This window comes from Anaeromyxobacter sp. Fw109-5 (assembly GCF_000017505.1).
Lineage (GTDB): Bacteria > Myxococcota > Myxococcia > Myxococcales > Anaeromyxobacteraceae > Anaeromyxobacter.
Genome location: NC_009675.1, coordinates 2,955,201 through 2,980,000, shown reverse-complemented (window position 1 = coordinate 2,980,000; position 24,800 = coordinate 2,955,201). Strand labels below are relative to the sequence as shown.

At 73.8% G+C, this 24,800-nt stretch carries 24 protein-coding genes, 1 tRNA gene, 2 rRNA genes and 1 pseudogene (1 of these 28 only partly in view); 17 read left to right on the top strand and 11 right to left on the bottom strand.

Annotated elements, in window-relative coordinates:
- Positions 1-1,791: ribosomal RNA gene (locus ANAE109_RS13165) — 23S ribosomal RNA — on the top strand; it begins 1,184 nt to the left of the window's first position.
- A 150-nt stretch (positions 1,792-1,941) separates the two neighbouring features.
- A 5S ribosomal RNA gene (gene rrf, locus ANAE109_RS13160) occupies positions 1,942-2,058 on the top strand.
- 75 nt (positions 2,059-2,133) lie between these two features.
- Here rrf and ANAE109_RS13155 read toward each other — a convergent pair.
- The gene (locus ANAE109_RS13155; protein WP_012097367.1) at positions 2,134-2,916 is read right to left on the bottom strand and encodes a UdgX family uracil-DNA binding protein; all 783 of its coding nucleotides are present in this window, start codon (positions 2,914-2,916) and stop codon (positions 2,134-2,136) included.
- Positions 2,917-3,031: 115 nt separating this feature from the next.
- Here ANAE109_RS13155 and ANAE109_RS13150 point away from each other — a divergent pair, with 115 nt between their 5' ends.
- On the top strand, positions 3,032-4,348 hold the full coding sequence (locus ANAE109_RS13150) for a DUF763 domain-containing protein (protein WP_041448327.1): 1,317 nt from the start codon (positions 3,032-3,034) through the stop codon (positions 4,346-4,348).
- A gap of 63 nt (positions 4,349-4,411) precedes the next feature.
- On the opposite strand, the gene ANAE109_RS25800 is transcribed toward ANAE109_RS13150, so the two are convergent.
- Positions 4,412-4,852 (bottom strand): NUDIX domain-containing protein, encoded by a 441-nt coding sequence (locus ANAE109_RS25800; RefSeq protein WP_012097365.1) that lies wholly within the window; start codon positions 4,850-4,852, stop codon positions 4,412-4,414.
- A gap of 317 nt (positions 4,853-5,169) precedes the next feature.
- On the opposite strand from ANAE109_RS25800, the gene ANAE109_RS13140 reads away from it, so the two are divergent.
- The 9 genes from ANAE109_RS13140 to ANAE109_RS13100 are packed head-to-tail and all read left to right on the top strand — an operon-like array spanning position 5,170 to position 13,369.
- On the top strand, positions 5,170-5,511 hold the full coding sequence (locus ANAE109_RS13140) for a hypothetical protein (protein ID WP_041448326.1): 342 nt from the start codon (positions 5,170-5,172) through the stop codon (positions 5,509-5,511).
- On the top strand, positions 5,508-7,385 hold the full coding sequence (locus tag ANAE109_RS13135) for an ATPase (protein WP_012097364.1): 1,878 nt from the start codon (positions 5,508-5,510) through the stop codon (positions 7,383-7,385). The genes ANAE109_RS13140 and ANAE109_RS13135 overlap by 4 nt, the downstream gene beginning before the upstream one ends.
- 15 nt (positions 7,386-7,400) lie before the next feature.
- Positions 7,401-7,616, top strand: a complete 216-nt coding sequence (locus ANAE109_RS13130) for an ATPase (protein ID WP_012097363.1) — start codon at positions 7,401-7,403, stop codon at positions 7,614-7,616.
- 4 nt (positions 7,617-7,620) lie between these two features.
- Positions 7,621-8,202 carry a V-type ATP synthase subunit E gene (gene atpE, locus ANAE109_RS13125; protein WP_012097362.1) on the top strand — a complete coding sequence of 194 codons (582 nt, stop codon included), beginning with the start codon at positions 7,621-7,623 and terminating at the stop codon, positions 8,200-8,202.
- A gap of 1 nt (position 8,203) precedes the next feature.
- Complete coding sequence (locus ANAE109_RS13120) at positions 8,204-9,229, top strand: V-type ATPase subunit (RefSeq protein WP_012097361.1); 1,026 nt, start codon at positions 8,204-8,206, stop codon at positions 9,227-9,229.
- Positions 9,226-9,606, top strand: a complete 381-nt coding sequence (locus ANAE109_RS13115; protein WP_012097360.1) for a V-type ATP synthase subunit F — start codon at positions 9,226-9,228, stop codon at positions 9,604-9,606. The genes ANAE109_RS13120 and ANAE109_RS13115 overlap by 4 nt, the downstream gene beginning before the upstream one ends.
- Entirely contained in the window at positions 9,603-11,339 is a 1,737-nt protein-coding gene (locus ANAE109_RS13110; RefSeq protein WP_012097359.1) for a V-type ATP synthase subunit A, read from the top strand. Before ANAE109_RS13115 ends, ANAE109_RS13110 begins: the two co-directional genes overlap by 4 nt.
- A 3-nt stretch (positions 11,340-11,342) precedes the next feature.
- Entirely contained in the window at positions 11,343-12,725 is a 1,383-nt protein-coding gene (locus tag ANAE109_RS13105) for a V-type ATP synthase subunit B (RefSeq protein ID WP_012097358.1), read from the top strand.
- Positions 12,722-13,369, top strand: a complete 648-nt coding sequence (locus ANAE109_RS13100) for a V-type ATP synthase subunit D (protein ID WP_012097357.1) — start codon at positions 12,722-12,724, stop codon at positions 13,367-13,369. Before ANAE109_RS13105 ends, ANAE109_RS13100 begins: the two co-directional genes overlap by 4 nt.
- Here ANAE109_RS13100 and ANAE109_RS13095 read toward each other — a convergent pair whose 3' ends face one another.
- Positions 13,370-13,798: a DUF2267 domain-containing protein gene (locus tag ANAE109_RS13095; RefSeq protein ID WP_041448325.1), complete on the bottom strand. Its 429-nt coding sequence runs from the start codon at positions 13,796-13,798 to the stop codon at positions 13,370-13,372.
- 139 nt (positions 13,799-13,937) lie between these two features.
- Here ANAE109_RS13095 and ANAE109_RS13090 point away from each other — a divergent pair, with 139 nt between their 5' ends.
- Positions 13,938-15,416, top strand: coding sequence for a sensor histidine kinase KdpD (locus tag ANAE109_RS13090; protein WP_085938838.1), 1,479 nt, complete (start codon positions 13,938-13,940; stop codon positions 15,414-15,416).
- Between the two features lie 16 nt (positions 15,417-15,432).
- Here ANAE109_RS13090 and ANAE109_RS13085 read toward each other — a convergent pair whose 3' ends face one another.
- Positions 15,433-16,131 carry a pirin family protein gene (locus tag ANAE109_RS13085; RefSeq protein WP_041449161.1) on the bottom strand — a complete coding sequence of 233 codons (699 nt, stop codon included), beginning with the start codon at positions 16,129-16,131 and terminating at the stop codon, positions 15,433-15,435.
- 499 nt (positions 16,132-16,630) lie between these two features.
- Positions 16,631-16,714: a hypothetical protein gene (locus tag ANAE109_RS26155; protein ID WP_369730647.1), complete on the bottom strand. Its 84-nt coding sequence runs from the start codon at positions 16,712-16,714 to the stop codon at positions 16,631-16,633.
- A gap of 161 nt (positions 16,715-16,875) precedes the next feature.
- Between ANAE109_RS26155 and ANAE109_RS26150 the strand changes: the two are divergent.
- A pseudogene (locus ANAE109_RS26150) lies at positions 16,876-17,157 on the top strand (PEP/pyruvate-binding domain-containing protein); the annotation flags it as partial.
- Between the two features lie 104 nt (positions 17,158-17,261).
- Here the strand turns inward: ANAE109_RS26150 and ANAE109_RS25435 are convergent.
- Entirely contained in the window at positions 17,262-17,429 is a 168-nt protein-coding gene (locus ANAE109_RS25435) for a hypothetical protein (RefSeq protein WP_162096514.1), read from the bottom strand.
- A 14-nt stretch (positions 17,430-17,443) separates the two neighbouring features.
- Complete coding sequence (locus ANAE109_RS13075; protein WP_012097351.1) at positions 17,444-18,337, bottom strand: AraC family transcriptional regulator; 894 nt, start codon at positions 18,335-18,337, stop codon at positions 17,444-17,446.
- Between ANAE109_RS13075 and ANAE109_RS13070 the strand changes: the two genes are divergently transcribed.
- On the top strand, positions 18,336-19,523 hold the full coding sequence (locus tag ANAE109_RS13070; RefSeq protein WP_234945142.1) for an alcohol dehydrogenase: 1,188 nt from the start codon (positions 18,336-18,338) through the stop codon (positions 19,521-19,523). The genes ANAE109_RS13075 and ANAE109_RS13070 overlap by 2 nt on opposite strands.
- A 145-nt stretch (positions 19,524-19,668) precedes the next feature.
- Here the strand turns inward: ANAE109_RS13070 and ANAE109_RS13065 are convergent.
- Positions 19,669-19,744, bottom strand: a tRNA-Asn gene (locus ANAE109_RS13065).
- 267 nt (positions 19,745-20,011) lie between these two features.
- Between ANAE109_RS13065 and ANAE109_RS13060 the strand changes: the two genes are divergently transcribed.
- Positions 20,012-20,842, top strand: a complete 831-nt coding sequence (locus ANAE109_RS13060) for a SirB1 family protein (RefSeq protein WP_012097349.1) — start codon at positions 20,012-20,014, stop codon at positions 20,840-20,842.
- Between the two features lie 3 nt (positions 20,843-20,845).
- Here ANAE109_RS13060 and ANAE109_RS13055 read toward each other — a convergent pair whose 3' ends face one another.
- Genes ANAE109_RS13055 through ANAE109_RS13045 form a run of 3 tightly spaced genes read right to left on the bottom strand, consistent with a single transcriptional unit; the run spans position 20,846 to position 22,975 of the window.
- Positions 20,846-21,223 carry a ferredoxin gene (locus ANAE109_RS13055; RefSeq protein WP_041449160.1) on the bottom strand — a complete coding sequence of 126 codons (378 nt, stop codon included), beginning with the start codon at positions 21,221-21,223 and terminating at the stop codon, positions 20,846-20,848.
- 52 nt (positions 21,224-21,275) lie between these two features.
- Entirely contained in the window at positions 21,276-22,064 is a 789-nt protein-coding gene (locus tag ANAE109_RS13050; RefSeq protein ID WP_012097347.1) for an SDR family NAD(P)-dependent oxidoreductase, read from the bottom strand.
- Positions 22,061-22,975 carry an HAD family hydrolase gene (locus ANAE109_RS13045; protein ID WP_041448324.1) on the bottom strand — a complete coding sequence of 305 codons (915 nt, stop codon included), beginning with the start codon at positions 22,973-22,975 and terminating at the stop codon, positions 22,061-22,063. The genes ANAE109_RS13050 and ANAE109_RS13045 overlap by 4 nt, the downstream gene beginning before the upstream one ends.
- Before the next feature lie 115 nt (positions 22,976-23,090).
- Here ANAE109_RS13045 and ANAE109_RS13040 point away from each other — a divergent pair, with 115 nt between their 5' ends.
- On the top strand, positions 23,091-24,785 hold the full coding sequence (locus tag ANAE109_RS13040; protein WP_012097345.1) for a hypothetical protein: 1,695 nt from the start codon (positions 23,091-23,093) through the stop codon (positions 24,783-24,785).
- The last annotated feature ends 15 nt before the right edge of the window (positions 24,786-24,800 follow it).

Genomic DNA, 24,800 nt, shown 5'->3' with positions numbered 1-24,800 from the left:
CGAGACTGCGCCGAAAATGTATCGGGTCTCAAGCATGGCACCGAAGCCACGGGATCCCGCAAGGGATCGGTAGGGGAGCGTAGAACCGGCAGCGAAGCCAGACCGCAAGGACTGGTGGAGTCTGTTCTAGAGCTGATGCCGATATGAGTAGCGACAAAACGAGTGAGAAACTCGTTCGCCGTAAGCCCAAGGTTTCCTGGGGAAGGTTAATCCGCCCAGGGTTAGTCGGGCCCTAAGCCGAGGCCGAAAGGCGTAGGTGATGGACAACAGGTTAATATTCCTGTACCGCCCCGTTGGCGTTGAAGCGAGGGGGGACGGAGAAGGGTAGCGCAGCCGGGTGACGGTCGTCCCGGTTCAAGCCCGTAGGCGGGCCTCATACGATGAAAAGGTGAGGCCATTACGCCGAGAGGTGATGACGTGGCCGTAAGGCCTGAAGTGCGTGATCCCATGCTTCCTAGAAAATCCCCGCGTGGAGCTGACGAGGCGCCCGTACCGCAAACCGACACAGGTGGGCGAGGAGAAAATCCTAAGGCGCTTGAGAGAACTCTGGTCAAGGAACTCTGCAATCTACCCCCGTAACTTCGGAAGAAGGGGGGCCCGGCTATGTGTAGGGACTTGCTCCCGAAGCGCAGCTGGGTCGCAGATAAATGGCGGTAGCGACTGTTTAACAAAAACACAGGACTCTGCAAACACGCGAGTGGATGTATAGGGTCTGACGCCTGCCCGGTGCCGGAAGGTTAAGGTGATTCGTCAGGCCGCAAGGCCAAAGCGATGAACCGAAGCCCCGGTAAACGGCGGCCGTAACTATAACGGTCCTAAGGTAGCGAAATTCCTTGTCGGGTAAGTTCCGACCTGCACGAAAGGCGTAACGACTTCCGCGCTGTCTCGACCAGGGACTCAGCGAAATTGAAATAGCTGTGCCGATGCAGTTTACCCGCGGCAAGACGGAAAGACCCCATGAACCTTTACTACAACTTGCCACTGACACTAGGAATTGCTTGTGTAGGATAGGTGGGAGCCTATGAACCCCGGGCGCTAGCTTGGGGGGAGGCAACGGTGAAATACCACCCTGGCGATTTCTGGTGTCTAACCTGGGCCCCTGAACGGGGTCGGGAACAATGGCTGGTGGGTAGTTTGACTGGGGCGGTCGCCTCCCAAAAGGTAACGGAGGCGCGCGAAGGTTCCCTCAGCCTGATTGGAAACCAGGCGTCGAGTGCAATGGCATAAGGGAGCTTGACTGCGAGACCGACGGGTCGAGCAGGTGCGAAAGCAGGTCATAGTGATCCGGTGGTTCTGTATGGAAGGGCCATCGCTCAACGGATAAAAGGTACTCTGGGGATAACAGGCTTATCGCGTCCAAGAGTTCACATCGACGACGCGGTTTGGCACCTCGATGTCGGCTCATCGCATCCTGGGGCTGGAGCAGGTCCCAAGGGTTTGGCTGTTCGCCAATTAAAGCGGTACGCGAGCTGGGTTCAAAACGTCGTGAGACAGTTTGGTCCCTATCTGCCGTGGGCGTAGGAGAAGTGAGAGGATCTGTCCTTAGTACGAGAGGACCGGGATGGACGCACCGCTGGTGTACCAGTTGTCCCGCCAGGGGCATCGCTGGGTAGCTATGTGCGGAACGGATAACCGCTGAAAGCATCTAAGCGGGAAGCCAACCTCGAGACGACTTCTCCCGGGCGCAAGCCCCTGAAGCCCCCTCGAAGACGACGAGGTTGATAGGCCGGAGGTGTACGCGCCGTGAGGCGCTCAGCTGACCGGTACTAATCGGGCGTGCGGCTTGGTCTCCCTCTTCTCAGGTCGTAGGCGACCGGAGACGAGGTCGAGATCGAGGCATCGAATGACGTTCGGGCCACGCGAGGCCCGCTGGAAGACTCTTCTTACCCTTCGTATTCAGCCTTCGAGAGGCCCTGAGCCCCTCGAGCTCTTTTCAAGCTTTGCGGTGGCTATGTCGGTGGGGTCACACCCGTTCCCATCCCGAACACGGTAGTTAAGCCCACCAGAGCCGATGGTACTGCACCGGAAGCGGTGTGGGAGAGTAGGTCGCTGCCGCATCTTTCTTGGCCCGCTGGCGCAATCCGCGCCGGCGGGCTTTTTCTTTTCTGCCGCGCGAGCGCGGACCGCGCGCCCTCAGGCCGGAGGCATCGCCTCGCGCCCCGGCGAGCGCAGCGCCTCCGCCACCCGCCGGAGGTCCTCCACGAACCTGGAGAGCTCGGCGGCGCGGGTCTCGTCGTCGGGCGCCCGCAGGATCGCGGACGGATGCACCGTGGCGAGGACGATGGGCGCGAGCGGCGAGGCCAGAGGCTCGCCGCGGCTCCGCGTGACCCGGAAGCCCTTCCCGAGGAGCGCCTGCGCCGCGGTGGCGCCGAGGCAGACGACGGCCCGCGGCCGCACCAGCCGGAGCTCGGCGTCGAGCCACGGCCTGCAGGCGCGCACCTCGCCCGCGTTCGGCTTCTGGTGGATGCGGCGCTTTCCTCGCGGTTCCCACTTGAAGTGCTTCACGGCGTTCGTGACGTAGACGCGGCGCCGGTCGATCCCGGCCGCCGCCAGCGCCTTGTCGAGGAGCCGGCCGGCGGGCCCGACGAAGGGGAGCCCTGCCAGATCCTCCTCGTTCCCCGGCTGCTCGCCCACGAGCACGACCTCGGCGCGGGAGGGCCCCTCGCCGAAGACGGTCTGCGTCGCTCGTTCCCACAGCGGGCAGGCCCGGCAGCCCCGGGCCGCCTCGCGGAGGGATGCCAGGCTCGCATCGGCGGGGACGGGCGCCACGGCGCTCGCCCCACGGCTCCGGGGCTCGGCTGCTGTCGGGCGCGGCGCACCCCCGGCCCGCTCAGCCATGCGCTGGGCGGGCGCAGGCGGAACGCTTCCGGAGGGCGAGCGGGGGCGGCTGTCGGAGCGGCGTGGCACTCCTGTCATGGTTACTCACGGGAGGGCGTGGGGCGGAACCGCAGCGGCGCCGCCGGCTGTCGGGCGCCGCAGGGGCGGGGGCAGAGCGAGGGGCGCAGGCGTGGTGAGGTCGAATGCGCGAGCCATGACGTCGAGCGGGCCGGGCGCGCGCAGCGGCTCCGCGGACCTGCCGCTCCATGGCGGACGGGTGCCGCCGTGGCTGTTTCACCGGATGGCCCGGCTCGGGCGCGTGCTCTGCGAGGCGATCGTCCTCGAGTACGGGCGCGCGGAGCTCCTGCGCCGGCTCTCCCACCCGTTCTGGTTCCAGTCGCTCGGGTGCCTGATGGGCATGGACTGGCACTCGTCCGGGATCACGACGAGCGTCCTGGGCGCCCTGCAGCGCGGGCTCGCGCCGCTGGAGCGCGAGCTCGGGCTCCGGGTCTGCGGCGGGCGCGGCCGGCACTCGCGGCGGACGCCGGAGGAGCTGGTCGCCTTCGGTGAGCGCACCGGGCTCGACGGCGACGCGCTGGCCAGGACGAGCCGGCTCGTCGCCAAGGTCGACGGGGCGGCGGTGCAGGACGGTCACGAGCTCTACCTGCACGCGTTCGTCGTGGCCGACGACGGCGCGTGGGTCGTCGTCCAGCAGGGGATGGACACGGTCCGGCGCCGGGCGCGGCGGTATCACTGGCGCTCCGAGGGCCTCACGAGCTTCGTCGACGAGCCGCACGCGGCGATCGAGGGCCGTCCGGGCGGCGCCATCGTGAACCTCACGGACCGGCGCGCCGCGCCGTCGCGCGAGGCGCAGCTCGCGCTCGTTCGCGACGGGCCCGATCGCGCCCTCGTCCGGATCCGCGGGGCGCTCGCCAGCGGGCCGCACCTCCAGCTGCCCGGCCGGCACGCCGTGGCCGCCTCCGACGTGCTCCTGCGCCGCCTGCACGGCACCCTCGCGGCCGCGGCCGAGCGCGGCCCGGTCGATTTCTCCGAGCTGCTCCTCACGCCGGGGCTCGGCGCGCGCACGGTGCTCGCCCTCGCCTCGGCCGCCGAGGTGATCCACGGCGCGCCCTGCCGATTCAGCGATCCCGCGCGGTTCTCCCTGTCCCACGGGGGCAAGGACGGGCACCCGTTCCCGGTGCCGCTGCGCGTCTACGACGAGACGCTCGGCGTGCTGCGCCAGGCCGTCGATCGCGCGAAGCTCGGCGAGGAGGACCGCCTCGCCGCCATCCGGCGGCTCGACGAGGAGGCGCGCCGGCTCGAGGGCGCCGCCGAGGGACCGACGCTGGAGGAGTTCCTGGACGGAGAGCGGCGGGCGAGCCGCGCCTACGGCGGCCGAAGCGTACTGGAGGGTGGTTCGCCGTCTGGAGCGAGTGAGTCCGAGCCGGGCCTGGGCGGCGGCGCAGCGGGGCGGGCGGAGCCCGGCGCGGCGGGGAGGGCCCCCACGCAGCTCTCGCTGCTCCGGAGCTGACGCGGCGGGGCCGCGCCGAGCGTCCGCGATCACGCGAGGAGGACCGCAGGACCGGCGATACGCTCAGGAGGCGGACGGAGCCGCGAGCGCGAGGGCCGCGAGCGCCCGGACGTTCGCCGGGCAGTCCACCGCGGCGAGGTCCACCTCGCTCACCCAGCGCGCGGCGTCCCACTCGTCGCAAGCGGCGAGCGTCCGGCTCTCCACGTCGGCGACGAAGGCGAAGTTCATGTGGAGCCCCTTCGAGCCGGCCGCGTGCTCCTCGTAGCCGACGAGCCCGGCGGGCGTTCCGTCCACGCCGACGCCGCCTGGAAACCGTCCGGTGAGCCCCGTCTCCTCGCGTAGCTCCCGCCGCGCGGCCTCGAGGGGAGTCTCCCCTGCCTCGATCTCGCCGCCGACGGGGAGCCAGGTGCCGAGCCGGCGGTGACGGACGAGGAGGATGGCGCCCTCGTGGCGGCAGAACACGGAGACGGAGAAGGCGCGGCGGGGCGTGGAGGGAGCGGTCACGGGAGAGCGGGTATCCGGGGGCGGTGGCGTGGCGACGGAGGGTAACGGCCGTGCCGCCCGATGTCGAGTCGCCGCGCGCGGGCGGGCGGTCGTCCGTGCAGACGCCCTCGAGGTCCGGGCCGGCGTGATCGCTCGACGTCGCGCCGCGGACCGACGCCGCATCGCGGTCGACTGGGTGCGGCGCGGGTGGGCTCGCCGGATGGTGCGTGCCCACCGGGGGAACGCCGCGGCCTTCCAGCGCAGGCCCAAGCGGGAACGCGCGGTGCGCTTGCCACCCTGGGCCGAGGAGCGTCTCCTCGTGACGGGGGAGGCCGGCGGTGCGGAACGCGGCTCGCAGCGGCGATGCCGAGACGCTGGATCGGCTGCGCGGCGACGAGGCGGCGCTGGAGCGACAGGTCGCCGCCGCGCGCGCCGAGGCGGCCGCCGCGGTCGAGGCCGCGCGCCGGGAGGCGGAGCTCCTCGCCGCGAGCGGGCGGCGCGAGCTCGAGCGGGTGCGCGGGGCGCTGCGCACCGAGGACGCCGCCGCCATCGAGCGCGAGGCGGAGAGCGGCCGCGCCGTGCTCGCGGAGGAGCTCGCGGCGGTCGCTCGCAGCGCCGAGCGGAACGGCCCGCGCGCGCTCGAGCGCGTGCTCGCGGTGGTGCTCGGGAGGTCGCCGTGATCCTCCCCATGGCCCGCGTCCAGCTGCTCGGCCCGCGGGACCTGCTCGAGCGCGCGCTCGAGTTCCTCCAGGCCCAAGGCGTCCTGGAGCTGCGCGCGCCCTCGCCGGCGCCTGCCGGAGCGCCCGCCCTCGTCCAGCCCCGTCCGCCCGCGGCGGCGACGGCGATGCGCGCCGCGCGCGCGGAGGAGGCGCTGCGACGGCTCGAGGCGCTCGCCGCGCGCCTGGCGGGCGGCCGGGGCGCAGGGGAGGGGAGGCTCCCGGAGCCCGGCTCGGAGGAGCTGCTCGCCAGGCTCGGCGAGCTGGAGACGGAGCTCGACGCGCTGGAGGCGCGGCGCGCGGCGCTGGCCGAGGAGGCCGAAGCCCTCGCCCGCTTCTCGCGGCTGATCGTGGCGCTGGCGCCGCTCGGCCACGGGATCGATCCGGCGCTCGACCCGGAGATCCACGGCCTCGAGCTGCGCAGCGACCCCGAGGCCATCGCGCTCCTGCGCGGCGAGGTCCGCCGGCTCACGGGGGACGTGTTCGAGCTGACCGCGCGCCCGCTCGACGCGGAGCGCACCGGCGTGCTCCTCGTCGTGCCGCGCGCGCACGGCCCCGCGCTCACCGCGCTCCTGTTCGAGCGTGGGGTGGACGAGGTGAAGCTCCCGGCTGCCTGCGCCGGCAAGCCGCTGGTGGACGTGCTCCTCCACGTCATCGCCCGGTCCCGGGCCATCCCCGCGGAGCAGGCGCAGGTCGAGGCGGAGCGGGAACGGCTCGCGGAGCGAGTCCACGCGCCGCTCGCGGCGAGCGCCGCGGCGGCGCGCGCGCTCCTGGGTCGCCTCGGCGCGGCGAGCGCCTGCGGCGAGACGCGCTTCGCCTTCGTCGTGACGGGCTACATGCCCGCGGAGCGGGTCCCGCCCCTCCGCGAGGCCGTCGCAACCGAGCTGGGCGATCGGGTCGCGATGCTGGCGCGGCCGCCCGAGCGGCGCGAGTGGTCGGAGGTGCCGGTCGTCCTGCGGAACCGCTCCTTCGTGCGTCCGTTCGAGCGTCTGCTGGGCCTCGTGCCGCTGCCGCGTTACGGCTCGACCGACCCGACCCCCTGGGTCGCGGTCTTCTTCCCGCTCTTCTTCGGCCTCGTGCTCGGCGACGTCGCCTGCGGCGCGGCCGGCCTGGTGGTCGCGCTCGTCCTGCGCGTGCGCCGGGTGGGAGGTCCGCTGGGGCGCGATCTCACCTGGGTCGCCCTCGCGTGCGCGCTCTCGGCGCTGGCGTTCGGAGTCCTGTTCGGCGAGGCGCTCGGCGAGCTCGGCGGGCACTTCGGCCTCCACCCGTTGGTCCTCGACCGTCGCCGGGCCTTCCTGACGTTCCTCGGCGTGGCGCTCGGCGTCGGCGCGGTCCACGTCGGCGTCGGCATGGCGCTCGGGGTGGCGGGGGCGCTCCGCGCCGGGCACCGCCGGGAGGCGTTGGGGCGCGTCGCGAAGCTCGGGCTCCTCTGTGCCGCGGCGGTCAGTGGCGCCGTCGCCGCGGGCCTGCTGCCCGCCCCGGCGCTGCGCCCGGCGCTGTGGGCTGGGGGCGCGCTGCTCGCCGTCGCGATCGGGGCGGAGGGGCCCATGGCGGTCCTCGAGCTCGTGCTCGGGCTCGGCAACGTCCTGTCCTACACCCGCCTCATGGCCCTGGGCCTCGCCTCCGTGATGCTCGCGGAGGTGGCCAACCTCGTGGCGACGACGCTCCGGCCGGCCGCGGCGGGGGCGACCATCGGCGTGCTGCTCCACCTCGTAAACTTCACGCTCGGGCTCATCAGCCCGACGGTCGCGGCGCTGCGGCTCCACTACGTCGAGTTCTTCGAGAAGTTCTACGACGAGGGCGGCGCGCCCTACCGCCCCTTCGCTCTGGGCAGGTAAGGGAGGAGGTCGCAAATGGACAAGGTGCTGATCGCCGTCTCAGCCGCGATCGCGGTGGGAATCTCCGCCCTCGCGACGGCGTGGGTTCAGTCCCGCATCGGCTCGGCGGGCGCCGGGGCGCTCGCCGAGAAGCCGGAGGTCCGCGGCGCCATCATCGTGATGCTCGCCATCCCGGAGACGCTCGTCATCCTCGGCTTCGTCGTGGCGGTCCTGATCCTCACCGGAGGCTAGGCGCGTGGGATACCCGGAGCTGCTGCGGGTCCTCGGGGAGGAGGCCGCGCGAGAGGCGCGTGAGGTGCGCGCCGCGGCCGATCGCGAGTGCGCGCGGATCCTCTCCGAGGCGCGGGCCGCGGCGGACGGGGCGAGGGCGGCGGTGCTGGCCCGCGTGCGCGAGGAGTCGGAGGCCCACCGGCGCGCCTCGCGCGAGGCCATCGCGCTCGAGCGCGAGCGCGCGCTCCTCGTGGAGCGCCGCCGGCAGCTCGAGCGGCTCCGTCTCGAGGCCCTGGCCCGGCTGCGCGGTGCGGGCGGGCCCGCGCTCGACGCCGCGCTGCTCGCGGAGCTCCTGCCCGAGGCCGGGGACGGGCCGCTGGAGGTGATCGTCGATCCCGGCGCCGAGGCCGAGGTGGGGCGCGCGCTCGCCTCGCTGGACCCCGCCGTCGCGGCGCGGGCGGCCGTCCGCGCGGCGCCGGAGGCGCGCGGGGGCGTCGCGCTCGTCGCCGGGCGCCGCGTCCTGGACGACACGCTCCCCTCGCGGCTCGACCGTGCCTGGACGGTGCTCGAGGCGGAGGTCGCGAGGCTGCTCTTCGGGGAGGGCTGACGTGGCACGCCTCGACTTCGCGAACGCCCGGCTCGGCGCGCGGCGCGCGCGCCTCCTCGACGACGCCGCGCTGCGCGCGCTGCTCGCGCGCGGAGGCGAGGCCGAGCGGCTCGAGGCGCTCCGCGCGAGCGCCCTCGGGGCGGCGGTGCCGGCCGGTCGGACGGGCGGGCCCGACGCCCTCCTGCGGGTCGAGGCAGCGCTCCGCGAGGCGCTGCGCCAGGAGGGGATGCGGCTGCTCGAGGAGACGGAGGGAGGCCGGGCGCGGGCGCTCCTCGAGGCCTTCCTCGCGCTCGACGAGGCCGCCGCGGTCGCGGCGATCGCGCGCGGCGTCGCCGCGGGCGCGCCGGTGGATCGCACCCTCGCCGCCGCGCCGCCGGTTCCGGGTCTGCCCGCGGACGCCCTCCGTGCCGCGGCCTCGGCGCGGGACGTACCGGCGGCGCTGGCCGCGCTCGCCGCCGCCGGAAGCGCGGTGGGCGCCGCCGCGGGCGCCTTCGCGGGCGGCTTCCGCGCCGAGCGGGGGCTCCTCCCGCTCGAGATCGCCGCCGAGCGCGCCGCGCTCGCCCGCGCCCGTCGAGCGTGCCGCCGAGGGGGCGAGGACGCGGCGATCCTCGCGCGCCACCTCGCCGATCGCGTCGACTCCCGCAACGCCGCCACGCTCCTCGCGCTCGCGGGCGCGGTGCCCGCCGCCGACGCGCTGCTCGAGGGAGGGCGTAGCCTCGCGGGGGAGACGCTCCGCCGAGTCGCCGCGCTGCGCCACGGGGATGCCGTGCGGGACGCCGTCTCGGCGGCCCTGGGAATGTCCGCGGCCGAGCTCGCGACGCCGTGGGGCGCGGAGCGCGCGCTCGAGCGCCGCCTGGTCCTGGCCCTCCGCAGGGAGGCGCGCGCCCGGCCGCTGTCGCTGGCGGTCCCGCTCGCTCACCTCGCTGCCCGACGCGCCGAGGTGAGGCGCGTCGCGCTCGTGCTGCGCGGCGCCGCGCTCGGGCTGCCGGCGGAGGAGATCCTCTCCCTCGCGGAGGAGGGCGCGTGACCCGGTCCGGACATGCCGACCAGCAGCGGACCTCGCCGCTGCGCCTCGTCGTCGTCGTGCGGGAAGGCGACGCGCTCGGTTTTCGCCTCGCCGGAGTCACCGTGGAGGAGGTGGCGAGGGGAGAGGAGGGGGCGGCGCTCCGGCGCCTCGCCGCGGCGGAGGACTCCGGCGTGCTCGCCGTCGAGGATGAGGTGCTCGCCGCGGCGGGGCCGCGCCCGCTGCGCCGGGCCCGCGAACGCGGCCTGCCCGTCGTCCTCCCGTTCACGCTGCCGCGGCGCTGGGGCGAGGAGGGGCGGGGCCGGGCGTACGTCGCGGCGCTGATCCGCCGCGCCGTCGGCTACGGCGTGAAGCTGGGGGCGGCGGGGGAGGGGCCATGACCGCCAGGCTCGTGCGCATCGCGGGCCCGACCGTCGTCGCCGACGGCCTCGCCGGCGCGGCGCTGAACGAGGTGGTGTGGGTCGGCGAGGAGCGCCTCCTCGGCGAGGTGATCCGCCTCGAGGGGGATCGCGCGACGATCCAGGTCTACGAGGAGACCGCGGGCCTCGCGCTCGGGGAGCCGGCGGAGCCCTCCGGCGAGCCGCTCGCGGTCGAGCTCGGCCCGGGCCTGCTCGGCTCGGTGTTCGACGGCGTCCAGCGCCCTCTCGACGCGCTCGCCGCGCAGCAGGGCGACTTCCTCGGGCGCGGCGCCCGCCTGCCCGCGCTCGATCGGGCGCGCCGATGGGAGCTCGAGCCGAGCGTCCGCCGCGGCGACGACCTCGTGCCGGGGGCCTGCCTCGGCGTGGCGCGCTCCGGCGCGGAGGCCCAGCCGCTGCTGGCGCCGCCCCACGTCCGGGGCCGCATCGCGGAGGTGCGCAGCGGGGCGCTCGCGGTGGACGAGCCGGTGGTGCGCCTCGCCGACGGCGCCGAGATCGCGCTCCTGCAGCGCTGGCCGGTGCGGCGCCCGCGCCCCATCCGCCGGCGGCTCGCGCCGGACGTCCCCTTCCTCACCGGCCAGCGGGTGCTCGACTGCTTCTTCCCGGTGTCCGCGGGAGGCACCGCGATGGTCCCCGGGGGCTTCGGGACGGGCAAGACCGTCCTCGAGCAGAGCCTCGCCAAGCACGCCGCGGCGGACGTGGTCGTCTACGTCGGCTGCGGTGAGCGCGGCAACGAGATGGCCGAGGTCCTCGACGAGCTGCCCAAGCTCGAGGACCCGCGCAGCGGCGGGCCGCTCCTGGGGCGCACCGTGCTCGTGGTGAACACCTCGAACATGCCGGTCGCCGCGCGAGAGGCGTCGATCTACACGGGCTGCACCATCGCCGAGTACTTCCGCGACATGGGCCGCTCCGTCGCGCTCATGATCGACTCCACCTCCCGCTGGGCGGAGGCCCTGCGCGAGATCTCGGCGCGGCTCGAGGAGATGCCCGGCGAGGAGGGCTACCCGACCTACCTCGCCTCCCGCCTGGCGCGCTTCTACGAGCGCGCCGGCCGCGTCGAGACGCTCGGCTGCGGCGAGGGGGCCGTCACGATCGTGGGCGCGGTGTCGCCCCCGGGCGGCGATCTCTCCGAGCCGGTGACGCAGTGCTCGCTCCGCGCCACCGGCGCGCTGTGGGCGCTGTCCGCGGACCTCGCGCACCGCCGCCACTACCCGGCGGTCGACTGGGCGATCTCGTTCTCGCTCGAGGCCGAGCGCCTCCGCGGCTGGTTCGAGCGCGAGGCGGGGGAGGGGTTCGGCGCCCTCCGCGACGAGGCGATGAAGCTCCTCCAGCGCGAGCGCGAGCTCGTGGAGGTGGCCGAGCTCGTCGGCACCGAGTCGCTGCAGGACGCCGAGCGGCTCGTGCTGGAGTCGGCGAGGCTCTTGCGGGAGGGCTTCCTGCGCCAGAGCGCGTACGATCCCGTCGACGCGAGCTGCCCGCCGCGCAAGGCGCTCGAGATGCTGCGGCTCCACCTCGAGCTCCACGGCCGCGCCGTGAACGCCATCGCCGGCGGCGTCCCGCTCCACTCCATCCTCGAGGCGGGCCTCGGCGCCCGCCTCCTCCGCCTCGGCTCGCTGCCGGCGGAGGCGATCGCGCGCGGCGCAGAGGCGCTCCGCGCGGAGCTCGAGGGGCTCCTCGCGCGCCTCGAGGCGGAGTGAACGATGGATCTCGTCACGCGGCGAGTGCGCGGGGCGGACGCGATCGCGGGGCCGCTGCTCTTCCTGGAGGGCGTCCCGCGCGCGCGGCTCGGAGAGCTCGTGCGCATCCGCATGGCGGGCGGCGAGGAGCGTCGCGGCCAGATCATCGAGCTCTCGGGCGCGCGGGTGGCGGTCCAGGTGCTGGAGGAGACCCGCGGCCTCGCGCCCGCGCGCGCGGAGGTGACGCTCACGGGCGAGGTGGCGACCCTCGCGGTGTCGCGCGGGATGCTCGGGCGCGTGCTGGACGGCCTGGGCCGACCGACCGACGGGCTGCCGGCCCCCATCGCGGAGGCGCGGCTCCCCATCCACGGCGCGGCCCTGAACGTCACGCGGCGCGAGAAGCCCGCCGACTTCATCGAGACCGGCGTCTCGGCCATCGACGGCCTGAACACGCTCGTGCGGGGGCAGAAGCTCCCCGTCTTCTCCTGTGCGGGCCTGCCTGCCGGCCGGCTCGCCGGCCAGATCGTCTGCCAGGCCAGGGTCCGCGGCGGGGAGCGGTTCGCCGTGGTGTTCGCCGCGATGGGGGCGCCGTTCCGCGAGTACGACGCCTACCTCGAGGCGTTCCGCAGGGCGGGAGTGCTCGATCGGACGGCGGTGTTCCTCAACCGCGCCGAGGATCCGCCCATCGAGCGGCTCATGACCCCGCGCTGCGCGCTCACCTGCGCCGAGCACCTCGCGTTCTCCCATGGCCTGCACGTCCTCGTCGTCCTCACGGACATGACGAGCTACTGCGAGGCGCTGCGCGAGGTGGCGCTCGCGCGCGACGAGGTGCCCGGACGCCGCGGCTACCCCGGCTACATGTACACGGACCTGGCGACGATCTACGAGCGCGCCGGCCGGATCGCCGGCCGGCCCGGGTCGATCACGCAGGTCCCGGTGCTGACGATGCCGGACGACGACCTCACGCACCCCATCCCGGATCTGTCGGGCTACATCACCGAGGGTCAGATCGTGCTCTCCCGCGAGCTCGACCGGCGGGGCGTGTATCCGCCCATCGACGTGCTGCCCTCGCTCTCGCGCCTCATGGGGCTCGGCGCCGGCCCGGGGCGCACGCGCGCCGACCACCGACCGCTGGCCGACCAGCTGTACGCGCTCTACGCCCGCGGGCGGGACGTGCGCCGGATGGCGGCCATCGTCGGGTCGGCGAACCTGGGCGAGGAGGAGCGGCGGCTCCTGGAGTTCGGGGACCGCTTCGAGCGGGAGCTCGTCGGCCAGGGGGACGCGTTCCGCTCCATCGAGGACACGCTGGAGACCGGGTGGCGGCTCCTCGCGCAGTTACCTCCCGAGGCGCTCGCGCGCATCCCGGCGGCGGTGCTCGAGGCCCGCCGCAAGGAGGGCCAGCGGTGACGCGCACCCCGACCACGCGCATGGGGCTCCTCGAGGTCCGCGGGCGCGCGGACGTCGCCTCGAAGGGCGCGCGGCTGCTCCGCGCCAAGCGCGAGGTCCTGGCCGGTGAGCTGTGGAAGCTCACGCGTGAGGTGCTCGCCGGGCGCGCGCGGCTCGACGAGGTGCTCCGCGGGGCGGTGAAGGCGCTCGGGCTCGCCCGCGCGCTCGAGGGCGAGGAGGCGCTCGCGTCGGTCGCCCTCACGGCCGCACGCGAGGTGCCGCTCCAGGTAAGCGTGCGGCGCGTGTGGGGAGTGCCGACGCCGTCCGTCGCGGCGCCCGCGTTGATACGCGCCGCCGACGAGCGCGGCAGCTCCCCGACGAGCTGGGGCCTCGCCGGCACGGAGGCGGCGCGCCGTCACGAGGAGGCGCTCGAGGTGCTGCTCCGGATCGCGTCGCGCGAGCTGCACCTCGCTCGCCTCGGCGAGGAGATCCAGGCCACCTCCCGCCGCATCAACGCGCTCGAGCAGCTCGTCCTCCCGGCGCTGACGGCGGAGTCCGGACGGATCGAGGCGGCGCTCGAGGAGCGCGACCGGGAGGACGTGGTGAGGCTCAAGCGGTTCCGGGCTCGGCGGCCGCGCAGGGAGGCGAGCGCCCGCCGCCCGTGATCAGGAGGGGCGCCGCCAGAAGGGCTCGAGCTCGAGCGGAAGCTCGTGGCCGATGAGCTCGGCGTCCTCCTCGGGCGTCATCGCGCGGAGCGCGGCGAACACCGCCCGGACGGTCGCCTCCACCTCGCGCGGCTCGCGCTCGAGGTCCTCCGCCACGATGGAATGGAAGTCCTCCACCCGGCGGAGCCGGCGCGGCGGGCGCGCCGCGTGCCGCTCGCAGGCGGTGAGGCGGCTGCCGAACGGCTCCGGCAGGTGCTCGCGCAGCTCGTCGAACTCGGCGCCGGTGGTGCGCTGCGCGAGCGCACACATGACCGCCTCGACCGCGCGTGCGGCCTCCGCTCGCCGCGGCAGCCCCTCGCGCGCGAGCGCGTCCACGAGCGCCTGGAAGTTGGCATCCTGCAAGGGGTCGTGGTCACCAGGGAGAGCCATGCCGCGAAGATCATCATGAAGGCACGACACGGCAGCGCCCGTGCGGTCGTGGGGTTCCCTCGTGGGGTCTAGGGCATCCCCTGATTGGGCGCAACGCCACATCCCCGGCGTCCGAGAGAGGTGGTACACGCCCGAGGTCATGCCTGCGGCAAACCGATCCTGGCCGCCGGACGCGGCGCGCGTGGCGCGGCTCGGGCCGGCGGTCTTCGTGGCGCTCGCGCTCGCGGCCGGCACGGCGGGGGCCGCGGCGTTTCACGCGCTCCGGGAGGCGGGGACCCTGCACGACGTCCTCGCGGTCGAGGTGGCGCCGATCCACGACCAGCTTCGCGCCGTCGACCCTTCGCTGGGCCGCGCGCATGACGAGGCGCTCGCGGCGTCCCGCGCGCGGATCACGGCCCGCATCCGGGGGGCGTCGCACGCGCTCCTCGCCGCGACCGGGGTGGCCCTCGGGCTCGCGTTCGCGGCGTACGCGGTGGCGCGCCGCTCCGTGCGCGCGCTCGCCCGCAGCGAGGCACGCTACCGCGCCACCTTCGAGAACGCGGCGATCGGGATCGCCCAGGTCGCGCTCGACGGCCGGTGGCTGCGGGTGAACCGGCGCTTCGCCAGGATCCTCGGGTACGAGGAGGAGGAGCTGCGGGCGCTCCGGTTCCAGGACGTGACGCACCCCGAGCACGTCGCCGAGGACGAGGGGTGCGCCCGGCGGCTCCTGGCGGGCGAGGGCGTGCTCTGCGCGAGGGAGAAGCGCTACGTCCGGCGGGATGGGCGCGCCACGTGGGTGCACCTCACGGCGGCGCTGGTCCGGGACCCAGCGGGACGGCCCTGCTACTTCGTCTCCTCGGCCGAGCCCATCGACGAGCGGAAGAGCGTCGAGCAGGAGCTGCGCGAGGCGGTTCGTGCGCGCGACGACTTCCTGGAGATCGCCTCGCACGAGCTGCGTACGCCGCTCACGAGCCTGCGGCTCCAGCTCGAGGGGTTGAAGCTCGCCGGCGCCCGGGGCGTCGTCACGCCGGAGCGGCTCGCCGCGAAGGTGGACGGCGCGCTTCGCCAGGAGACGCGGCTCGCGCGGCTCGTGGACGAGCTGCTCGACGTGTCGCGGATCGACCGCGGCGAGCTGCGGCTCTCGCCGCGAGAGGCCGACCTCGGCTCGGCGGTCCGACGCGCCGTCGAGCGGCTCTCGGAGTCCGCCGCGCGGGCCGGCACGGAGCTGCGGCTGGCGCTGGACGAGCCGCTCGTCGCGCGGTTCGACCCGGAGTACCTGGAGCGCGCGGTCGGGATGGTGCTCGCGAACGCCATCAAGTACGGGGCGGGCAAGCCGGTCGACGTCGAGCTGGCGCGGCGCGGCGAGGCGGCGCTCGTGATCGTCCGCGACCGTGGCATCGGCGTCGATCCGTGCGTGCGGGAGCGCATCTTCGAGCGGTTCGAGCGGGCGGTCTCACCGCGCCACTACGGAGGCCTCGGGCTGGGGCTCTTCGTGGCGCGCCGCGTGATCGAGGCGCACGGAGGGACGATCTCGGTCGAGGGCGCGCCCGGCGAGGGCGCGACCTTCCGGATCGAGGTGCCGCTGGCGGGCCCGGAGGCGGTCCCCTGCAGCGGCACCGCCGTCCCGGCGTCGGCGTGATTGCGCCGACGCCGGATCAGGCGAGGTCGAAGACCAGCACCTCCGAGGCGTCGACGCCCGCGAGCCGCACCTCGCGCTCCTCGCTCAGGGCGGCGCCGTCGCCCGCAGAGAGCGTCTCGTCGCCGACCCGGAGCTTCCCGCGCACGACCTGGACCCAGGCATGGCGGTCCGCTTCGAGCGATAGCACCACCTGATCGCCGCCGCCGAGCAGGCCGGCGTGGACGCGCGCGTCCTGGTGGATCGTGACGCTCCCGTCTGCCCCGTCGGGCGAGGCGACGAGCCGCAGGCGCCCGCGGCGCTCCTCCTCCGGAAACGCGCGTTGCTCGTAGCCAGGGAGGAGCCCCTGGCGCCCGGGCAGGATCCAGATCTGGAGGAAGTGGACGGGCTCGGAGTCGGAGCCGTTGAACTCGCTGTGAAGGACGCCGGTGCCGGCCGTCATCCGCTGCACCTCGCCCGGCCCGAGGGACGAGCCGCTGCCCATCGAGTCGCGGTGGGCGAGCCGCCCGGACAGCACGTAGGAGAGGATCTCCATGTCGCGGTGGCCGTGGGTGCCGAACCCCTGGCCGGGCGCGACCCGGTCCTCGTTGATGACGCGGAGCGCGCGGAACCCCATGTGGCGGGGATCGTGGTAGTCGGCGAAGGAGAAGGTGTGGCGGGTGTCGAGCCAGCCGTGGTCGAAGTGCCCGCGGTCGTTGGAGCGTCGGACGGTGATCATCGGCGCATACTTGCCGTCGCGAGCCGTGCCGATCAACGCCACCCCTGTGGCCCCGGCCCGGCGTCCGGCCGCTCGATCGCGCATGCGCGTCCGGACGCCGAGCGGTTGCCGGTGCCGAGGCTCGCGGCTTGACCGGCCATGAGCACGGTAAGTTCGAGAGCGCCTCTCTCCGATCGCTCGAGGACGGGGCCGCTCGCGCAGGCGATGCTTCCCGTCCTGCGGAAGGGATCGTGAAGCGCTCGCGCGGAGGCGGTGCGACGGTCGTTGCCTCCGCCCGCAAAGAGAATATCGAGCTGTTGAGAGCGGGAGACATCGTCGGCCGCGCGGTGATCTCGACGAGCTATACCTGGAGGCACCGCCGTCGCAGCGCATCGCGAGACCCCGCACTACAAGGACTATCTCGCGCGGATCGAGGGTCTTGCCGACCGCACTGCGCTGGTGCTCAGCCCGCTCGAGGTCGAGCATGCGCGGCCCTAGACGACCGATTCACGACCGTGGTTCAGGGCAGGATCTCGACGTACCCGTCGGTTCCATGCACGCGGATCCGTTGCCCATCCCTGATCAGCCGGGTGGCGTTCTCCACCCCCACGACGGCCGGCAAGCTGCTCGACGACAATTACACCTCCCCACCGGCGACAACTACACCTCCCCATCGCTGAGGCCCGCCGGAACCTAGCCCCGACCGCCTGCCTACGCGGCAGAACGTGGTGGGGTGAGGACGACGGACGGCAGGTGAGGAAGCTGATGGAGGAGATGTCGAAGCACGGGAAGGTCGGCCTGGCCGCCATGCGGGCTGGGGTGGACCGCAAGACGGCCCGCAAGTACGTGAAGGCGGCGAAGCTGCCGTCGGAGACGACCTCGCCATCCGACGTGAGCACCCGCGGCGGCGTGAGCGTTTCGTATGACCTGAGCGCATCCTTGCGCTCGCGGATGAGCTGGTCAGCCTACGCCGTCCGATCCAGCGCTACGTCGGAGGACCTGCCGACGGCCTCCTCCGTGGGCCAGCAGGACACGTACCTGAACGTCGTGGGGCCGGCCGCGATCCTCCAGCACGTCAGCCGGTGCTGGGCCTCGGTCTTCACCGAGAATGTGGACCTTCCGGTGGTCGAAGCCGTTCCGCAGGCGGTAGGTCACGGCCCGCCCAGATCCGCCGGAAGGCGTCCGTCGTCACGCAAAAGCCAGCCGGCACGCGGATACCCCTCGATCCGCGAGAGCTCTCCCAGGTGCGCGCCCTTGCCGCCGACGACCGCGACCTGCGTCTGGTCGATCTCCTCGAAACCCAAGACGTAGCGGCCCATCCGCTCACCTCACTTCAATACGAGCGTTCGGCTGGCGACAGGTACGAGTCCGATGACGGCGGGCCGCCGAACAGCCGCCGGTACTCGCGGCTGAACTGAGATTCGCTCTCGTAGCCGACGTCGTGCGCCACGGCCTTCACCATCGCCCCCTCGCGGAGCAGCTGGCGCGCGCGCGTCAGGCGCAGCGTCTTCATGTACTGGAGCGGCGACGTCCCGGTCATCGCCTTGAAGCGTTGATGAAACGTCGGAACGCTGGTGTGGGCGAGGCGCGCGAGCTCTTCGACCTTCATTCGACCGGCGAAGTTCCCGTTCATGTGCCGGAGGACGTGAGAGAAACGGCTCACGGTGCCTTCCGCGACCGCGCGAAGGGAATCGCCACAGGACGACTCGAGGACGAGAAACAGCATCTCGCGGATGGTCTGCCGCCCGAGGACCTTCGTTCGCCGATCGTCGCCGAGATGGCGCAGAAGACGTGCCCCGGCGTCCTCGAGCTCGGGAGAGAGGGCCATTCGGAACACCGTCCGCGTGGACGCTGGCCATCGAGGCGGGGATGAGGCAGGGGCCTCGAGGATGAGCTCGCGCAAGAGCGGCATCTCGATCTCGACCACCAGCGTGAGCACGGGCTCCGTCTCCGACGCGATGGTCCGGCAGAGCATCGGCAGCGGAGAGGTGACGACCAGGAGGTGGTCGGCGTTGTAGGCGAACGTCTGCTCGCCGAGCGTCGCTTGCTTCTCTCCCGAGCCGACGAGGATCAAGCTTGCCGCGTAGAGCGTCGGTGTTGGCGGGTGAGCGTCGGTCATCCGCCAGACGACGACGCCCGGATGACGCGTTCTGCTGCATCCCTCCTGATGCGCGAGACCGGCGATGCCGGCGGCGAGCGAGTTCTCCGAGCGCGATCGTCTGGGCATGGGCGCCGTCCTCTCCTTCGTTCTTAGGCTGCGTCTCGCGGGTTGTCGCCCGGTTCATAGGATCGGGCATGACTCCCAGAGTTCCGATCCTTCCGATGTCGTCGCGCGCGGACCATCGTCTTCACGTCCGGAGGCGACAGCGCCGAGACACAGCGAGGAGAGAGCCATGCCGAAATTCCGTTCAGTCCAGGTCTCCGAGCCCGGCGGTACCTTCAGGTTCGTCGAGCGCGACCTTCCCAGGCCCGGTCGCGGGCAGGCCCGCATCGCCGTAGAAGCGTGCGGGGTCTGCCGGACCGACTCCGCCTTCATCAACGGCGCCTTCCCGAACGTACCGTTCCCGCTCGTGCCGGGCCACGAGATCGCGGGGCGCATCGATGCGCTCGGCGAGGACGTCGAGCATTGGAGGGTCGGCGAGCGCGTCGCGGTCGGCTGGTTCGGCGGCCACTGCGGCACGTGCGTCCCCTGTCGCGAGGGCGACTTGATTCACTGCGAAATGATTCAGGTGCCGGGCTGGGCCTATCCCGGAGGCTACGCGGAAGCGATGGTCGTGCCGGCCTCCGCCCTCGCTCACGTGCCGGACGCGTTCTCGGCGGTCGAGGCGGCGCCGATGGGATGCGCTGGGGTCGCGACGTTCAATGCCCTTCGGCGCAGCGCGGCTCGGCCAGGCGATCTCGTCGCCGTGCTCGGCGTCGGCGGCCTGGGCCACCTCGGCGTTCAATTCGCTGCCAAGCTCGGATTCGAGACCGTGGCCATCGCCCGCGGATCGGAGATCGCGGAGACGGCGAAGAAGCTCGGAGTGCATCATTACATCGACGGCGACGCCGGGGACGTTCCGGCGAAGCTGCAGAAGCTCGGGGGCGCGAAGGTGGTCCTGGCCACCGCCTCGAGCGCGAAGGCGATGAGCGCCACGATCGACGGGCTCCGCCACAACGGCGAGCTGCTCGTTCTTGGCGCCACGCCCGAGCCGATCGAGGTGAGCCCATTCCAGCTGATCGCGACGAGTCGAACGGTGCACGGACATCCGTCCGGCACGGCGCGCGACGTGGAGGAGACGCTGCGGTTCGCCGCGCTGGCCGGCATCCGGCCGATGACCGAGGTCCGTCCGCTCGAAGAGGTCGACGCGGCTTACAAGCGCCTGATGGCCGGCGACGCGAGGTTTCGAATGGTCCTGACGATGAGCTCCTGACGTCGTCGCTCGCTCGGGAGCCAGCGCGTGAGGCGGCCGCTTCGCCGAGCGCCTGATGACCCTCACGCGCGGGGCGCGCGCAAGAGGAGCCGGCGCGCCTCAATAGACGACGGGCGGTTGAGCTAGGCCCAACCGCCCGTCGAAGTGGCTCCCCAGGCATGACTCGAACATGCGACCCGGTGATTAACAGTCACCTGCTCTGCCAACTGAGCTACTGGGGAATGGCAGGGGCGCGAATCTAGAGAAGGACCGTGAGCCCGTCAAGAGGGTAGCGGCCCGGCGTGCACCGGGCGCTGGACGCCGACTGAGGGGCCGACATCGCGGCGACTTCCACTCGAGCGCCGGCGCCGAGCGCCACCCGTCCCGCCACGGCCGGGAACTGCGCCGGGCGGCGGCTATACTCCAGGCGTGAGGACGCCCTCTCCCCCGCGCAGCCCCGCCGTCCCGCCCGCCGGCCTCCCGGGCCGACCTGCCGCCGGGGAAGCGCGATGACGATCGGCGGCGGGGCGCGCGACCGGTTCGCCGAGGTCGTATCGCGCGACCCGATCCGCCTCGACGAGGTCGCGCTGGCGATCGCCGCCGAGGAGTACCCCCGCCTCGAGCAGGCCCGGTACCTGGCCAGGCTCGACGACCTGGCCGCGCGTGTCGTGTCGCGAGCCCCGGCGCCCCCGCGCGCGGCCTCGCTGCTCCGGGCGCTCCGCGAGATCCTGGCGGGCGAGGAGGGGCTCCACGGCAGCGCGGCGGACTACGACGACCCGCGCAGCTCGTTCCTGAACGAGGTGCTCGAGCGGCGGGTCGGGCTGCCGATCACCCTCTCGCTCGTCTACATGGAGGTGGGCCGCCGCGCCGGGCTCGCCATCGACGGGGTCGGGATGCCGGGCCACTTCCTCGCGAGGTACCAGTCGAGCTCCGGCGCGGAGATCTTCATCGACGCCTTTCACGGCGGGGAGATGCTCTCCGCGGACGAGTGCCTGAGCCGCTACCGCGAGCGCACCGGTCGCGACCTGGACCGCCGGCTGCTCGGGCCCGCCACGCCGCGCCAGATCGTGCTGCGAATGCTGGGGAACCTGCGGCGGCTCTACGCGGCGCGCCGGGACGACGTGCGCGCCTGGTGGGTGCTCGACCGGATCCTGCTCACCGCGCCGAGCCAGCTCGCCGCTCTCCGCGACCGGGGGCTCGCCGCGGCGCGGCTCGGCGCGGCCGCCGCCGCCTCCCGCGATCTCGAGAGCTACCTGGCGCGCGCCCCCGAGGCGCCCGACGCGGACGCGGTGCGGGCCGCCCTCGCGGACCTGCGCCACGGCCCGCCGCGCGTCTGCTGACCCTCACCGCTCGCCGCGTTCCCCTCCGTCGGGCGCGATCGCCGAGGCGCGCGTCGCGGGGGCGCCCTCCAGCCGCCGCAGCCGGAGCCGCTCGACCGGCTCGCCGCCGACGAGGTGCCGCTCGACGATCTCGGGCACGTCGGCCACGGAGACGTGCCCGTACCAGACGCCCTCCGGGTAGACGACCATCGACGGTCCGAACGCGCAGGCATCGAGGCACCCGGCGGCGTTCGCGCGGATCTGCTTGTCGAGGCCGCGGCGCTTCAGCTCGTCCTTCAGCGCCTTGCGGATCGCGGACGAGCCTTTGCCGCCGCACGAGCCGCGCGGGTCGTCCTCGGGGCGCACGTTCTCGCAGACGAAGACGTGGTGCCGGAAGCGCATGACCAGCTCGTAGCGCCGGCGCGGCACGGCCGCACGCGCCGGTGGGGCGTCGCTACCGCTCCGACGCGACGATCTGGCCGCGCGGGACGACCAGGAGAGCGCCGCCGGAGACGCACAGATCCTCCCCGACGAGGTGGCCGGAGGCCTCGCTCGCGAGATAGAGGCAGGCGTGGACCACGTCCTCGACCTCGCCGACCCGCCGGTTCGGGAGCGCCCCCGCGATGGCCGCGCCGACGTCCTTCAGCTCCACCTCGGCCATCGGCGTGCGCACCCAGCCCGGCGAGACGACGTTCACGCGCGTGCGCGGCGCGAGCTCCACCGCGAGGCTCATCGCGAGCGACTGCAGCGCGCCTTTGGTCGCCGCATAGTGGCCGTGGCGCGCCTCGCCGCGCTGGCCGGCGGTCGAGCCGATGAAGACGACGTTGCCGCGCCCGCTCCGCCCGAGGAAGGGCATGGCCTCGCGCACGAGGTAGAAGGCGCTGAACACGTTGACGCGGAAGATCTCCTCGAGCTGCGCCGCCGCGATCCGCTCGATCGGCCCCTCGTTCCAGATCGCGGCGGAGTGGACGATCTGGTCGAGGCCTCCGAGGGCCCTCGCCGCCTCCGCCACGCACGCCACGCAGCCCGCCTCCGTCCCGAGCTCCGCCTGGATCGCCACCGCGCGCCCGGCGAAGCGCGCCGCGAGCGCCTCGGCCGCGGCCCGGTTCGAGCGGTAGTGCACCGCCACCTTCAGCCCCTGCTCGAGGAAGGCCTCGGCCACGCCGAGGCCGATGCCGGAGGACGCACCCGTCACGAGCGCGCGCCGGCCGGCGAGATCCGAGTAGCTCACCCTCACGTTCACCTGCGCCTCCTCCGGGTGCTGGGCCCGCGGGCGGTCCGGCCGCCCGGGGCGGTCCAGCGGGCGCCGTCCAGGATGTCCAGCAGCTGCACGAACGAGGCGATGGCGAGGGGCCAGCGAGGGGTGTCCACGTCGGCGACGTGGCGCCGCGTGACCGCCTTCGCCGAGATCACCGCCAGCCGCTCGCGGTACTCCTTCGAGATGTACGTGCCGTACTCGGCCCAGACGCCGATCGCCCCGCACGCCTGCGCGACGGGCATGTCCTTCTTCGGGTTGTCGCCCACGTAGAGCACCTCGCGCCCCTCGAGGCCGAAGTCGCGCAGCACGCGCCGCAGGCCGGTCGGGCTCGGCTTCTCCGCGCTCCGCGGCAGCTCCACCACCACGGTCTTCTTCGAGCGATAGGCGCCGGCCGCGTCCTTGCGGCGGATCTCGGGATCCACGTTCTCGGGCAGCTCGTAGCCCTTCAGCGCGTAGACCGCGTCGAACAGCCCGTCGAGCTCGAGCATCTGGATGCGCAGCTCGAGCGCGTTCCGCGGCGCGTCGGACAGCGCGATGATCTTGAGCCCGCGCCCGCGGATCTCCTCCAGGGTCTCGCGCACGTGCGGATACGGGTGCAGGTAGCGCCTGCGGGCCTCGGCGAACGCCCGCCGCGCGGGTCGCACGACGAGGGCGTCGAACGAGTCGAAGTCCGCCTTGTACGGCCGGAACAGCGACGACTCCTGGATGGCGAACGGGTACTCGTTCGACTCGTGGCGGGTGTAGACCGCCTTCAGGGACTGGACGATCTCGATCCGCGGCCGCCCGGTGGTCTGCTCCAGCGACGCGACCATCGCCTCCAGGCTCGGGACGATGTAGTCGACCCAGGGATAGAGCGTGTTGTCGAGATCGGTGACGACGGCCTTGAGACTCGGCACGCGCGCATCGTAGCCGGAGGGTCCGCCACTCGCCACGGCCGTGCGCCGAAGTGGGCGCGGGTGCGCCGCGAAGCGAGCGGGCGACGGCGGGGGACAGGGTGTAGATTCGGCGCCGATGGCCACGACCGATCGCTTCGAGATCATCGCGCCGCTGCCGTCCTTCGCCGGTTTCCGCAGGGCCCTCGCGGTGGACCGCGCCGGACCCCCGCGCGCCGTCGTGCTGGCGTTCGCGCCGGCGCGCGTCGCCGACGACCCCATCCGCCTCGCCGCGCTCGCCCGCGACGCGGAGGCCGCCGCCCGGGTGCGGCACCCGGGCGTCGTCCCCGTCGAGGGGCTCGAGACCGTCGGGGGTGGCGTGGCGGTGGTCGAGCTCCACCGGCTCGGTCCGTCGCTCCGCGACCTCCTCGACGCGGGCGGCCGGCTCCCCCCGGAGGTCGCCGCGCGCGTGGTGGCCGACGCGTGCGCAGGGCTCTCCCGCGTCCACGCCCTCGATCCCGGGGACGGGCGCCCGCTGGCGCACGGTTCGATCGGGGCGGATCGCCTCGTGATCGGGGAGGACGGGGCCACGGCCGTGTCCGGTCTCGGTGCCGGCCTCGGCGAGGACACCGCCGCCGACGTGCGCGCGCTGGCGGCAGTCCTGCACGAGTGCCTCGTGGGTGAGCCTCCGGCGTCCCCGCCGCGCCCGCTCGACGCTCCCGGCGTCCCGCCGGCGCTCGGCGCGGTGGTGGACCTCGCGCTCGGCGCCACCGGCGGGCAGCCGCTCCGCTCCGCGGGCGTGCTGGGCGAGGCGATCGCCGCCGCGCTGCCGCTCGCGCCGCGCGAGACGGTCGCGGCCTATGCGGAGGCGATCCTGCCGGCGGGGGAGGGGGAGCGCGCCGCGCTGGCGCGCCTCGTCGGGCGCGCGACGGACGAGCCCGCCGCCGACCTCGCCCTCGAGCTGGTGGAAGAGGACGAGCCGGTGGCCGTGGCCGCGGCGCCGGCCCAGAGCGCGACGGGCGCTCGTCCGGAGGTCGAGGTCCTCGCGGCCCAGACCCCGAGCCGGGAGACCACCGCGGCCCCGATCGCGATCGCGGAGCCCATGTCGTCGCTCCCGCCCGCGGTCCTCGCCCCGTCCTCCGAGACCGTCCAGCCGGCCCCCGCGCGAGTGACGCTGCCCGAGCCGGTCGTCATCCCCGCTCGCGCCCCGGCGCCCGCGCCGTCCGCTCCCGCCGCGGGAGCCGGGGCTCCCTCTCCCGACACCGTCTCGACCTTCCCCGCGCCCGCCGCGGTGGCGCCGCGCCGCTCCCGGGCGCAGCTCTGGATCGCCGTCGCGTGCGTGCTCATCGGCGTCGGGGTGGGCTTCGTCGCGGCGCGGGGCATGCTCCTCCCCGATCTCCGCCGAGACGACGCGGCGGCGGTGCAGCAACCGCCCCCGGCGGTCGGGACCCCCGGCGAGCGCGCCGCCGCGGCCTCCGCGATGCCGAGCCCTGCGCGAGACGTCGCCCCTGCCGACGCCGTCCGCGCCGAGGAGGCCGAGGTCCCGCCGCCGGCCAGGCCCGCGAAGAAGGCGAGGGCCGAGGAGCGCAAGGCGCCCGCGCGGCGCGTCGCCGCGGCGAAGATCTCTCCCACGGGGTTCCTCGTGGTCACCGCGCCCGCGGAGGCGGAGGTGCTCCTCGACGGCAAGCGGCTCGGCCGAGGCGACGTCCGGCGCGAGATCGCCGTGGGCGCTCACCGCGTGGAGGTGCGGCTCGGGGAGGCAAGCGTCACCGAGCAGTTCACGATCTCGCGCGGCGAGACGTGGACGTACGACGTGACCCCGACGAGCAACTAGGCGCGCGACGCCGGG